Source organism: Ralstonia sp. AU12-08 (assembly GCF_000442475.1).
In the GTDB taxonomy this organism is placed as follows: Bacteria; Pseudomonadota; Gammaproteobacteria; order Burkholderiales; family Burkholderiaceae; genus Ralstonia; species Ralstonia insidiosa.
In genome coordinates this window covers 20802-33362 of the sequence record NZ_ASZV01000044.1, presented here as the reverse complement: position 1 = coordinate 33362, position 12561 = coordinate 20802, and the positions used below count along the sequence as shown (strand labels likewise).

The window sequence follows — 12561 nt, the reverse complement described above, 5'->3', positions numbered from 1 at the left end:
ACAAGGGATGCACCAACAGCACAGAAACAAACCAAACCCTACCGTGGCGCCAGCGCAATCCACAGCGCTATGATCAACCCCACACCAATACCACCGCACCACCCCCATGCCCGCTCCCCCCATCCTCCCCGACAACGCCGCAGAAGAAGCCGCCGCTAACGGCCCCTTCCCAGCAACCAAGTTCATCAAGGAAATCGGCCGCGGCGCAGACGGCGCCCGCGCCCTTGTCAAGCACGATGCGCGAGCCCTCTTCACCGCCATGCTCGAAGGCCGCGTGGCCGAGATCCAACTCGGCGCCATCCTCATGGCCTACCGCATCAAGGGCGAAACCCCGGAAGAGCTGGATGGCATGCTGGAAGCCACCCACGCCCACTGCCGGCCACTGCCCGCGCCCGACACGCCGGAACACGCACTGCCAGTGGTCATCCCCAGCTACAACGGCGCCCGCCGCCAGCCCAACTTGGTGCCCCTGCTGGCCAAGCTGCTGGCACGTGAAGGCGTGCCGGTGCTGGTGCACGGCATCCGCCGCTTCGACGGCCGCATCACCACGGCCACGCTGTTCGAGGCACTCGGCTGGCCCATCTGCGAAAACATGGACGAAGCGCGCGAGCGGCTGGAGAACGACCGGCTGGCCTACGTACCAATCGATGTGCTCTCACCGGAGCTGGCAACGCTGCTGGACAAGCGCGAGATCGTCGGCCTGCGCAATTCCGCACACACGGTGGTGAAGATGCTGCAGCCGATCGGCAACCACGCGCCGCACGAAGCACTGCGTCTGGTCAGCTACACCCACCCCGAGTACCGCGACACACTCACCGATTACTTCCTGCGTCACCCGGCCAACGTGCTGCTGGCACGCGGCACCGAGGGCGAGGCGGTGGCCGATGCGCGGCGCGGCAGCGCGGTGGAATGGCTGCGTGATGGGGCACACGCGGGTACACACGAAACAGTGATCGAAGCGGTGGAAGGATCGAGCGATACGCCGCCCGAGTTGCCGGCGGGCACCGATGTGGCAGCAACGGCGCGATGGATTGAAGCGGTGCTCGACGGCAAGCAGCCCCTGCCAGAGCCGATTGCCAAGCAGGTGCGCGCCATCGTGCGTTGCGCACGGCCCGCGCAGCCTGCCTGATCAGCGTGTCTTACTTGGACGGCAGCGGAATGCGCTCCGTCTCGCCGGGCACGTGGGCGAAGGCGTCGTTCTCCCAACGCTGCTTAGCGTCTTCAATGTCAGCGCGGTCGCTGGCGACGAAGTTCCAGTAGATGTGGCGGTGGCCGTCGGTCGGCTCGCCGCCCAGCAGCATCACGCGTGACGACACCTGCGCGGTGAGCGTCACGTCGCCGCCGGGTTCGAGCACGGCCAGATGCTGCAGGTCGAGCGCCTCGCCGTCGATCGTGACGGCGCCGTCGACGAGATACAGACCGCGGTCTTCATGCTCGGGCGGGATCACCAGCGATGCCCCCGCTGCCAGTTCCAGCGCCACATACAACGTGCGCGAGTTCACCTTCACGGGCGACGTCAGCCCAAACGCATCCCCTGCGATGACCACGCCCTGCACGCCGGGGCAGTCGAGCTTGGGCAGCGTGTCGGCGCCATGGTGCGCAAAGCTCGGCTCAACCTTTTCCTGATCCTTCGGCAGCGCCACCCAGGTCTGGATGCCGTGCAGGCGGGCGCCCTTCTCACGCGCCTCGGGTGTCGAGCGTTCGGAATGGGCGATGCCGTTGCCGGCGGTCATCCAGTTCACATCACCGGGGACGATGGTCTGCACGCTGCCTAGGCTGTCACGGTGGACCATGCTGCCGTCAAACAGGTAGGTGACGGTGGCCAGGCCGATGTGCGGGTGCGGGCGCACGTCGACGCCCTCGCCGGGCGGGAAGTCCACCGGCCCCATGTGATCGAAGAAGATGAACGGGCCGACCGTCTGGCGCGCCGCCGAGGGCAGCACGCGCTTGACCGAGAAGCCGCCCAAGTCGCGTACGTGCGGGCCGATGATGTGCTGAATGGATGTCATGGTGAGCGTTCCTCGGCGTTTCAGGCGCGTGCGGCCAGTTCGGTGTCGACGCTGATCTCGACTTCGGTCATCAGCTTGTGGATCGGGCACTTGCCGGCCACGCGCAGCAGGTCGGCGCGCTGCTCGTCGGTCAGGTCGCCGTGCAGGGTCAGCACGGTGCGCAGCTTGTAGCGGCCCTGGCGCTCCTGGCTGCCGTCATGCTCGACAGCCACGTCGATGGAGTCCAGCGGATATTTGCGCTGCCGGGCGTAAAGCGTGACGGTCAGCGCCTTGCAGCTCGCCAGTGCGGCGTCGAAGTAGGCGTGCGGGTCGGGTGCGCTGCCCTCGCCGGTGGGCTTGGGGACGTCGGTATAGAACGTGACGCCTTCGGGAAAGGTGACTTTGTGACGGAACAGGCCTTCGGTGTCTTTGCTGACGACGATGGTCATGACGGCTCCTGGGTGCGGTTCGACGGCGGGTGTGACGGTACCCGGGGAGTGTAGCGAAGTTACATGACGTCACACGGGGTGCGGTACACATCGCATTTCTGGTGAGCGACTCCCCCATGTCGTCGGGGGTGGGGCAATTTGCCCCTACAAACGCTCAAGCAGCGCGCGTTTGCGCCGATTTCCCGGTTGGGGCACGTTCGTCCGAACCTGCCCCACTTCGGGCCCCACTGACAGATCGACCGCATGGTTTCTCGCCGCCTGCTTGTCGCCATAGCTGGCGGCATTGGCGCTGTTCTCGCGCTGATTGGGCTGACCGTCATGGTCAGCTGGCTGCTGCATTGGCCGCGCGGCGTGAAGATCGGCAGCGACCACTTGGTGATCGTCTTTGCAACGGGGCTGAACCTCGTGCTGCTGGGTGCAGGCCTCGCCGCGCTGGTGGTCGGCGCGCTGCGGCCCAGTGCGCGCTGGGCGGATCGGGCTGCGTGCCTGGCCGGTGGTGCGGTGGCCGTGCTGTGCACGCTGCGCCTGGTGGAGGTGGTGAGCGGCTGGCCCGTGGCGTTCGATTTTCCTGACGTGCACGTCTGGCTGGAGCGCGACTGGCTGACGGGCTGGATCGGCGGTATGCACCCGAGCCACGCCCTGGCGCTGGCCACGGGCGCGGGCGCGCTGTGTCTTGTCCCGACCGCACGGCAGACGCATCGCGCGCAGTGGCTGTTCGCGTTGCTAGGCGTGTCGGTCCTGCTCTGCGTTGGAGACCTGCTTGGCCGCGCGATGGCACTGGAGTATCTATACCCGGCCTGGCTGCATTGGCGCGCCTCCGACGTGGCGGCCGGCTGCACGCTGCTCGTGGTGGCGGGCGTGCTGTGTGCGGCACTAGCCCGGTATCCGCGCCTGTTCCACATCCGGCTGTCGCCAGAGGACACCCTCGTCTGGATCAGCGGCGGCTGCGTGGTGCTGGCGGGCCTGGGCGCTACCGTCACGGCCTTCATCATCCAGGTCGATAGCGCCAGCGTGGCATTCGGCAACACGCGAACGCGCGCGCTGTCGAGCTATGCCGAAGAGTTTGACCAGGTGCTGGCGATGCACGCGGAGAGCCCGCGGCTGGTAGCTACCGCCACACCCATCCAGGAGGCGCTGCGCCATCCCACCGACAACGCGGCCCGTCTGCACGGCGAGCGTGCGCTGGCGGCCTATCGCGAGCAGGGCTACTCATACCTGCAACTGCGCACGCTGGCCGGCGAGGGCGTCATCAGCCTTGGCACCGAGGTGTCGCACCCGGAACTGGCGATTGCATTGCACGCTGGCCTAGCGCCTGAGCGCGTCACGCTGCAGTGGAACCACGGTTTTGCCATGCGCACCGAAACGCCGGTCCTGGTGGACGGCGTACAGGTCGGCTGGCTGGTTGCCGAGCAGCCGCTGGCCCACATGACTGCCCGCTACACCACCCTGCCCGATGCAGGCGCAACGGAAACGCTGGCCATGTCGGGGCTCGATGCGGCCGGCCGTGCGATGTCGTTTCCGCAGCGCTTCGATGCGCACATCTTCGAGTTGCCGAGGCAGACCATCGAACAGCGGACGCTGCCCTCGCGCTTGGCGCTGGCGGGCCAGTCGGGCTACGGCCAATGGCGCGATATTCATGGCGTGCCGACCTCGCTCAGCTATATGCCCATCGGCTACACGGGCCTGGCGTTGATCAGCAAGATCTCCAGCGCCGAGCTGTATGCGCCCATGCGCGCCCAGTTCGAGCGGCTGGCGGCGCTCATGCTGTGCGGGATCATCGGCAGCGTGGCGGCCATCCGGCTGACGGTGCGGCCGTTTGCCAACCGGCTGGCGGCGTCTGAGCGCGCCCTGCGCATCGCCAACGAGAGCCTGGAGCGCCGGCGCGACGCTCTGCGCGCCAGCCGCGAGCAACTGCGCCTGGTGGCCGACAACGTGCCCGCGCAGCTCAGCTATGTCGATCCTGACGGCGTCGTCCGCTTTGCCAGCCGCACGCTGCTGGAGGCATTTGGCCGCACGCAGGACGAGATGATCGACCGCCACGTCAGCGAGATCTACACGCCCGAGGACTACCGCACGCTGCTGCCCTACATGACCGAGGTGCTGGCTGGCTATCCGGTGCAGTTCGACATCACCTCGCTGCGCACCGGCAAGCCGCGCTACCTGAGCGGCCATTACTACCCCGACTACGATGACCGCGGCACGCTGCGTGGCTACTTCTCGGTGCTGCAGGATCTGACCGCGCGCACCACAGCCGAAATCGCCCTCGCCCGCAGCGAACGCGCGCTCACACTGGTGCTCGACAACGCCCCGCTGCTGGTCTCGCACATCAACGCCGACGGCATCTTCACCTTCTGCAACGTCACCCACGCACGCTGGCTGCAGCGCACGCCCGAGGAGGTCTGCGGCCAGCCGGCGCAGGACGTCTTCACGCCGGGCACCTATGCGCTGCTGGCGCCGTATCTGACCCGCGCGGTGCGGGGCGAGACGGTCGAGTTCGAGATCAACGCGCCATGGTATGAGAAGCCGCACGCCGGCAGCCCGCGCCACCGCACGCGCTATCTGCGTGGCCAGCTCGTTCCGGATGCGGCGGATTGCGATTGCAGCGCCGAGCGCTGCGGCTTCTACGCCTTCGTGCAGGACGTGACCGAGGCCAAGCGCAGCGAAATGGAGCTCTCGCGCATGGCCCGCTTCGATGCGCTCACCGGCCTGGCCAATCGCTACGAACTCTACGAGCGCCTGCGCACCGCGCTGGAGCGCCGCCAGCGCCAGCCTGCTCCCATGGGCGTGCTGTACCTGGACGTGGATCACTTCAAGCACATCAACGACACCTACGGCCACGCCGCGGGGGATGCGGTGCTGGTGGAAGTCGCCCGCCGCCTGCAGCAGGCCGTCCGCCGCACGGACACCGTCGCCCGTCTCGCAGGTGACGAATTCGTCATCCTCCTGGACCCGATCGACGCCCCGGATGATGCGCTGCACACCGCACACAAGGTGGTGAGTGCGGTTCGCCCGCCGATCCTCCTGCGCGGCGGTGCGTCGCTGCATGTGACGGCGAGCATCGGGGTGGCGTGCCCAGCACCGGATATCAGTGATCCCGACGTGGTTTTGCGTGAAGCGGACCGTGCACTTTATTGGGCCAAGTCACGCGGGCGCAACACGGCGGCATAACCGAGAACTGACGCTGCCAATGGTGGTCTATGACTGGGTGCGCGGCCACTTTTGCTGCGGCGCAATCGTCACCCTATTGAGGCCAATCATCTGATTTACGGGAACTATCAACTAGCACAAAATGTCCTATTAGCACTCTTCCGGTTGGAGTGCTAAGATGCTTTTCCAAACTTCCACTGGATTTCGACAGGAGTCCTGAGTGAACGCAGTCATTCCCGTGAATACCGTCTCTCCCATCGCCGCGCAGCAGTCTTCGGGCAACGCGTGGGCACTGGCCTTCCCCGGCAACCTCGGCAACATCGACGCCTATATCCAGAGCGTCAACCGGGTGCCGATGCTGTCGGCCGAAGAAGAACAACGTCTGGCCCGCGAGTACCGCGACAACGACGATCTCGATTCGGCGCGCCGTCTGGTGCTCTCGCACCTGCGCCTCGTGGTGTCCATCGCCCGCCAGTACCTCGGCTACGGCCTGCCGCATGCCGACCTGATCCAGGAAGGCAACATCGGCCTGATGAAGGCCGTCAAGCGCTTCGACCCGGATCAGGGTGTGCGTCTCGTCTCGTACGCGATGCACTGGATCAAGGCCGAGATGCACGAGTACATCCTGAAGAACTGGCGCATGGTCAAGGTGGCGACCACCAAGGCCCAACGCAAGCTGTTCTTCAATCTGCGCAGCCATAAGCAGGATGCGCAGGCGACTTTCTCGCCGGACGAGATCAGCGCTGTAGCGGCCGAACTCAACGTCAAGGGCGCCGAAGTGCGCGAGATGGAAACGCGCCTCTCGGGCGGCGACATTGCGCTGGAAGGCCAGATGGACGACGGCGAGGAATCCTTCGCCCCGATCGCCTACCTGGCGGACACGCACAACGAGCCGACCCGCGTGATCGAGTCGCGCAGCCAGGATCGCCTGCAAAGCGAAGGCATCGAAACGGCGCTGGCCAAGCTGGACGACCGCAGCCGCCGCATCATCGAAGCCCGCTGGCTGAACGTGAACGACGACGGATCGGGCGGCGCCACGCTGCACGAGCTGGCTGACGAGTTTGGCGTGTCGGCCGAGCGCATCCGCCAGATCGAATCGGCCGCGATGAAGAAGATGAAGGGTGCGCTGCAGGCGTTTGCCTAAGCTGCGCTTCTCACAAAGAAAAGCCCGCCAACATTGGCGGGCTTTTCTTTTGGGCGCGGGTTACGCGATCACTCGTTCAGCAGCAGTTTGACATCGTGTGCGATCGGCTCAGGACCCTGACCATGCTTGATGAACAGACGCAGATTGCCCTTCGTGTCGAACATGTAGCTGCCGGCGGTGTGATCCATCGTGTAGTTGTCAGGCTTGCTGCCCGGCACCTTGCTGTAGAACACCTTGAAGTCGGACGCGACCTTCTTCAGCTCCGCCTCGTCGGCCGGACGCAGGCCAATGAAGCGCGGGTCGAACGCGGGCACGTACTTGGCCAACAGGTCTTGCGTATCGCGCTCGGGGTCGACAGTGACGAACAGCACCTGCACGCGGTCGGCATCCTTGCCGAGGGTGTCCATCACGCCGCGCAGTTCGGCCAGCGTGGTCGGGCACACATCCGGGCAATGCGTGTAGCCGAAGAACATCACGACGACCTTGCCGCGAAAGTCCGCCAGCGTGCGGCGCTTGCCGGTGTGGTCGGTCAGCGAGAAATCCTTGCCGAAACTCTTCGCACCGGTGATGTCGAGGTTCGTGAAGGCAGGCTTGTCGCTGCAAGCCGTCAGCGCCAGCACGGTGGCGGCCAATGCGGCAAACAGAACGGCGCGAAAGTGTCGGAAAGAGAGCATGGTCATCGTCTTGGGGAGAGGCTGCTAGCGTAGCGCCAACTGCACGCGCTCGCCGGCAGCCCCGTGCGTCACAGCGCCGCGCCTTGGGTGAACGTAGGCCCGAACTTGAAGTAGTGATCCACCAGCAGCGCCGCAAACAGGATCGACAGATAGATGATCGAGTAGCGGAAGGTCTTCTGCGCCAGCGCGTCAGAATAGTTGCGGTACATGCGCCACGCGTAGGCGAGGAAGCCGCCGCCCAGCACCAGCGCCGTCACCAGATAGATATAGCCGCTCATGCCGTACACGAACGGCAGGATGGTCGCGGCAATCATGATGAGCGTGTACAGCAGGATGTGCAGCAGCGTGTATTTCTCGCCGTGGGTGATCGGCAGCATCGGCAGGCCGGACTTGGCGTAGTCGGCACGGCGGTACAGCGCGAGCGCCCAGAAATGCGGGGGCGTCCAGGTGAAGATGATCAGTACCAGGATCCACGCCTCGGCCGGCACGCTGTTGGCGACAGCTGCCCAGCCCAGCGCCGGCGGCATCGCGCCCGACAGTCCGCCGATCACGATGTTCTGCGGCGTGGCCGGCTTGAGCAGCAGCGTGTAGATGATGGCATAGCCGATGAAGGTGGCGAAAGTCAGCCACATCGTCAGGTCGTTGGCGAACACGTGCAGCGTCCACATGCCCGCGCCGCCCAGCACCAATGAGAACAGCAGGATCTGCCGCGTGCCCAGCTCGCCGCTGGCCGAGGGGCGCCACGCCGTGCGGCGCATCATTGCGTCGATCTTGCGTTCGACCAGGCAGTTGATGGCGAAGGCCGCACCGGCAAACAACCAGATGCCGACCGCGCCGCCGATCAGCACCGGCCAGGGCACCATGCCCGGCGTGGCCAGGAACATGCCGATCACGGCGCAGAACACGGCGAGCTGCGTGACGCGCGGCTTGGTCAGCGCCGCATACTGCGATGCAGTGTGTCGCCAGCCGGGGAGTTGAGTGGAAGTTGTTGGGGTTGCCACAGTATTCATAAACAATCAATCAAACGGCGGCCACGGCCGCAGGGATCGGCGCGCGCTCTTGCGCCAAGCCGATCAGGTAATGCAGACGCACCATCAGCAACAGCAGCACCGCCGCGCCACCGTTGTGCGCCACGGCGGCCAGCAACGGCCAGCCGAGCACGATATTCGACAAGCCGGTCGCCAGCTGCACGGCCAGCACAATCAGCAGCGCCGTGGCCACACGACCAATGCCATCAATGCGACGTGCGCGCACGCCCAGCCATGCCAGGTAGCTCAGCACGACGACAGCGAACACGCGGTGCGTCCAGTGGATCGCGACCAGCGCGTCGTGCGAAATGAAATCGCCGCCCGCCGTACGGCCAAGCTCACGCCAGAACGTAAAGCCGTGCGCAAAGTCCATCGCCGGCACCCACTGGCCATTGCACAGCGGGAAGTCGGTGCAGGCGAGCACGGCGTAGTTGGTGCTGACCCAGCCGCCCAGCGCGATCTGCACGACGAGCAACACCAGCCCGATCGCCGCCGGCACCCGCAGCGATGCGCCACGACCATCGACAAAGCGCGGCGTATCGTTCTTGCAGCCGAGCCAGATCAATGCCGCCAGCAGCGACATGCCGAGCAGCAGGTGCGTCACCACAATCGATGGCTGAAGCTTGAGCGTGACCGTCCAGGCGCCAAACGCGCCCTGCACGCACACCAGCGCCAGCACGGCCGTGGCGTACCACGGGGACTGCCTCAACTCCTTGCGCTTGACCCACGCCACCACCACGAGCGTGATGATCAACACGCCCACCGCCATCGCAAAGTAGCGGTGCGTCATCTCAATCCACGCCTTCATCCACGTGACCGGGCCACTCGGCATGGCCGTTTGCGCGGCGTGAATGTCGTCCCGCGCGTGGAAGGGGTTGGACGTGCCGTAGCAACCGGGCCAGTCCGGGCAGCCCAGGCCCGAATCGGTCAGGCGCGTGAAGCTGCCGAACATGATGAGGTCCAGCGTCAGGAACGCCGTGATCCACACCAGCTTGCGGTACTTGTTGCGGTCGCCCTTGACCAGCACGTAGCACAGCGGAATCAGCGCGATCAGGATGCCGATGGAAGCAAGTTGCAGCAGCATGACTTATCCGATACGCGAATACTTGAGCAGCCGCGTCAGGTCGCCGCGCACTTTCTTCGGGTCCGGGTCTTTCGGGAACACCATCATCAGGTTACCGAGCGGGTCAATCAGGAAGATGTGGTCGGTTGCCGGCGTCTTGCCGTCGGTTAGCCAGTCCTTGGGCAGTTCAGGCGCGCGCAGGAAGCGAGCGGCGGCGTAGTCATCGTTGTAGGCCTTCATCAGGCGTGGGTCGATCGCGCCGCGATCCGTGACCAGCCATACGGGGATGATGCGGTCGCGGTCCGGGCCCTGGCCGATGCGCAGTTGGCGCATGGTGAAGAGCTTGCGCGCGCAGTTGTCGTCGCAGGCGCTGTTGTCCACCGAGACCATCAACCACTTGCCCTTGAGGCTGGCGAGCGGCACTTCTGCGCCGTGCTCGTCCTGCACCATCAGGCCGGTCGGGATCGGGCGCTGCGGCTCGACCAGCGCGCCATACGCGGCCTTGCCGCCGGCCGGCGTGAAGACGTAGTACGCGAGGTACGACGCAATCACCGGCGATGCGCACACCAGCAGCAGGAACAGCATCATCAGGCGGCCCCGGCGCGTGCGCGCATCGATGCGCGCATCCGTGGACAAAGCGGCGGGCGCGGCGCGTGTGCCGGGCGTGCCCGGTGCAGATTCCTGGTTCACCATGTGATTCCTAATGCATTCAGCTGCGGCACTAAGCCGCAACACGTGTTCGTATTCAGACGGGCTCAGAAGGGCCCGCCAAGCGACGATAGCGTCGCACGCTGTAGACAACCATCAAGGTCAGCACCGCCGCCGCCATCGCGAACCACTGGAAGGCGTAACCATAATTGCGGTCGGCGCCTAGGTCTGCGCGCGGCCAATCGCGCGCCAGACCGTCTTGCGCGTCGGATTGCTGCTCCACCACAAAGGGCTGCAGGGGCAAGCCGATTTCGCGCGAAAAAGCGTCGAGGTCGATATTCTGCCTAAGTCGCTGGCCGACTTCACCTGCTCCGTCCTTCCGCCCCAGGTTGAAAACGCGGCTGGCATGTGGCACCGCAATCCCTTCGACCTGCACTTCACCGGCTGGCGTGGTGTACGGCGCGATGCGCGTGCGGTCCACCGGATCACGCGGCAGCCAGCCACGGTTGACCAACACCGCATTGCGCCCCTCCGGCCCACCCGCCCCTTCCAGCACGAACGGGATCAGCACCTCGAACCCGGCGCGCGACACGCCGTTGGTCATGTGCGGGCGGTTGTCGAGCAGCACCGTATGCGCCACGTCAAACGTGCCGCGCAGCAGCACCGGCCGGTACAGCACCGCATCGGCCGCGACCGGTTGCGCAGTGACGCGCTGCACGGGCGCGTTCTGCAGCGCCTCGATGCGCGCCTGCTTGTCGATACGCTCATGCGCACGCGACAACTGCCACCGCCCGAGCGCACACGTGAGCACAATCAGCAGCACGCCCGCCAGCATCGGCACCGGCGCAAACCACTGGCGCAGTGGCACGCGCGCGGTCATCGTGTCCACCCGGTGAGATAATGCACGGCAACCATTTCCAAGTTCTCAACCTTCCATGCGCATCGTCGTTGCCATCGCGTTTCTGCTGATCCTCGGCAGCCTTGCCTCCGCGCTGTTCTTCCTGATGCGCGACAAGGGCAACAGCAACCGCACCGTCCGCTCGCTGATGTTCCGCGTCGGGTTCTCGATTGCGCTGTTCATCTTCATCCTGGTTGCGAACCGGTTGGGCTGGATCCACAGCACCGGCATCCAGTTCGGCCAGTAATTCACCCACGCCAGAAAAACGAAAACGCCGCAGCGGTGTCCCGTCTGCGGCATTTGTCGGCTTAGGCGCGAGGCGACAAATACGTCGCCCCAATCCACTCTTGCCTTACAGCCAGTACACCACTACGTACAGGCCGAGCCAGACCACGTCCACAAAGTGCCAGTACCACGCGGCACCTTCAAACGCGAAGTGATGATCCGGCGTGAAGTGCCCCTTGATCACGCGACCCAGCACCACGGACAGCATGATCGCGCCCATCGTCACGTGGAAACCGTGGAAACCCGTCAGCAGGAAGAACGTCGAGCCGTAGATACCGGACGTCAGCTTCAGGTTCAGCTCGTGATACGCGTGGATGTATTCAAACGCCTGGAAGCCCATGAACGTGAAGCCCAGGAGAATCGTCAGCAGCAGACCCTGGATCACCTGGGTACGCTTGCCCTCGCGCAGGGCGTGGTGCGCCCACGTAAGCGTCACACCCGAGGTCAGCAGCAGCGCCGTGTTGATGGTCGGAATCGGCCACGGGCCCATTGTCGTGAACGGCTTGACCGTGCCCGCCGGGCCGGTATTCGGCCACAGGGCATTGAAGTCGGGCCACAGCAGCTTGTTGTTCAGATCGCCCAGCCAGGGCATGGCGATCTCGCGGGCGTAGAACAGCGCGCCGAAGAACGCTGCGAAGAACATCACTTCCGAGAAGATGAACCAGCTCATCGACCAACGGAACGAGGCGTCCACGCGATCACCGTACTTGCCACCCTCGGATTCGGAGATGGCGTCGGCAAACCACGAACGCAACACGAACAGGAACCACACTAGGCCGACCAAGAAAGTCCACGGCGCCCACGGCTGCGCGTTCACCCATGCCGCGGAACTCAGCAGCACGATCAGCAAGCCGATGCTTGCCGAAATCGGATGCCGCGACGGCCCAGGCACGAAGTAGTACGGAGCGTTCGCTCGATTCGCACTCATCTCTTTTTCTCCAGCTCTATTTTTTTAAGAATTCACTCGATGTTGCCCGGCCCATGCTGCGCAGGCCGTCTCCTCAACCTTCCACCTGCTACTGCGAACCAACCACTGCGCGCACGATCATCAGCAGCACAAAGATGAACAATGCTGTCGCCAACAGGCCAGCGATGATCACGTGCACAGGATTCAACTGCGCCATGTCACGGTCATGATCGCGCCCCTTGCGCACCCCGAAGAAGGACCAGAACACCGCCTTCATCGTCTGTGCGAATGACGCGCGTCGCTTGGTCGCTTCCTTGAGGTCGTCCATGT

Annotated in this window: 13 protein-coding genes; 4 read left to right on the top strand and 9 right to left on the bottom strand. The window is 65.0% G+C overall.

From position 1 onward, the window contains the following. The first annotated feature begins 106 nt into the window (after nucleotides 1-106). Nucleotides 107-1129: a DNA-binding protein YbiB gene (gene ybiB / locus C404_RS50115; RefSeq protein ID WP_021196373.1), complete on the top strand. Its 1023-nt coding sequence runs from the start codon at nucleotides 107-109 to the stop codon at nucleotides 1127-1129. A 10-nt stretch (nucleotides 1130-1139) separates the two neighbouring features. Here the strand turns inward: ybiB and C404_RS50110 are convergent, their stop codons facing one another. Together C404_RS50110 and C404_RS50105 are read right to left on the bottom strand one after the other, a co-directional pair. After that, complete coding sequence (locus C404_RS50110) at nucleotides 1140-2009, bottom strand: pirin family protein (protein ID WP_021196372.1); 870 nt, start codon at nucleotides 2007-2009, stop codon at nucleotides 1140-1142. Between the two features lie 20 nt (nucleotides 2010-2029). Beyond that, entirely contained in the window at nucleotides 2030-2437 is a 408-nt protein-coding gene (locus tag C404_RS50105; RefSeq protein ID WP_021196371.1) for an OsmC family protein, read from the bottom strand. 243 nt (nucleotides 2438-2680) lie between these two features. Between C404_RS50105 and C404_RS50100 the strand changes: the two genes are divergently transcribed. Continuing rightward, the gene (locus C404_RS50100) at nucleotides 2681-5605 is read left to right on the top strand and encodes a diguanylate cyclase domain-containing protein (RefSeq protein ID WP_021196370.1); all 2925 of its coding nucleotides are present in this window, start codon (nucleotides 2681-2683) and stop codon (nucleotides 5603-5605) included. Nucleotides 5606-5804: 199 nt separating this feature from the next. Next, nucleotides 5805-6728 carry an RNA polymerase sigma factor RpoH gene (rpoH, locus tag C404_RS50095; RefSeq protein WP_021196369.1) on the top strand — a complete coding sequence of 308 codons (924 nt, stop codon included), beginning with the start codon at nucleotides 5805-5807 and terminating at the stop codon, nucleotides 6726-6728. A 68-nt stretch (nucleotides 6729-6796) separates the two neighbouring features. On the opposite strand, the gene C404_RS50090 is transcribed toward rpoH, so the two are convergent. The 5 genes from C404_RS50090 to C404_RS50070 all read right to left on the bottom strand — a co-directional run bounded on the left by C404_RS50090 (nucleotide 6797) and on the right by C404_RS50070 (nucleotide 11021). After that, nucleotides 6797-7402, bottom strand: coding sequence for an SCO family protein (locus C404_RS50090; protein ID WP_031329810.1), 606 nt, complete (start codon nucleotides 7400-7402; stop codon nucleotides 6797-6799). 68 nt (nucleotides 7403-7470) lie between these two features. After that, nucleotides 7471-8412 carry a heme o synthase gene (gene cyoE / locus C404_RS50085; RefSeq protein WP_021196367.1) on the bottom strand — a complete coding sequence of 314 codons (942 nt, stop codon included), beginning with the start codon at nucleotides 8410-8412 and terminating at the stop codon, nucleotides 7471-7473. 10 nt (nucleotides 8413-8422) lie between these two features. Further along, nucleotides 8423-9514 (bottom strand): COX15/CtaA family protein, encoded by a 1092-nt coding sequence (locus C404_RS50080; RefSeq protein ID WP_021196366.1) that lies wholly within the window; start codon nucleotides 9512-9514, stop codon nucleotides 8423-8425. A 3-nt stretch (nucleotides 9515-9517) separates the two neighbouring features. Continuing rightward, nucleotides 9518-10186, bottom strand: coding sequence for an SCO family protein (locus C404_RS50075; RefSeq protein ID WP_021196365.1), 669 nt, complete (start codon nucleotides 10184-10186; stop codon nucleotides 9518-9520). Between the two features lie 52 nt (nucleotides 10187-10238). After that, on the bottom strand, nucleotides 10239-11021 hold the full coding sequence (locus tag C404_RS50070) for an SURF1 family protein (protein WP_021196364.1): 783 nt from the start codon (nucleotides 11019-11021) through the stop codon (nucleotides 10239-10241). 55 nt (nucleotides 11022-11076) lie between these two features. Here C404_RS50070 and C404_RS50065 point away from each other — a divergent pair, with 55 nt between their 5' ends. Continuing rightward, a complete protein-coding gene (locus tag C404_RS50065) occupies nucleotides 11077-11286 on the top strand; it encodes a twin transmembrane helix small protein (RefSeq protein WP_021196363.1) in 210 nt (69 codons plus the stop codon). 105 nt (nucleotides 11287-11391) lie between these two features. On the opposite strand, the gene C404_RS50060 is transcribed toward C404_RS50065, so the two are convergent. Together C404_RS50060 and C404_RS50055 are read right to left on the bottom strand one after the other, a co-directional pair. Then, on the bottom strand, nucleotides 11392-12252 hold the full coding sequence (locus C404_RS50060) for a cytochrome c oxidase subunit 3 (RefSeq protein WP_021196362.1): 861 nt from the start codon (nucleotides 12250-12252) through the stop codon (nucleotides 11392-11394). 88 nt (nucleotides 12253-12340) lie between these two features. Next, nucleotides 12341-12559, bottom strand: a complete 219-nt coding sequence (locus C404_RS50055; protein ID WP_021196361.1) for a DUF2970 domain-containing protein — start codon at nucleotides 12557-12559, stop codon at nucleotides 12341-12343. Between the last annotated feature and the right edge of the window lie 2 nt (nucleotides 12560-12561).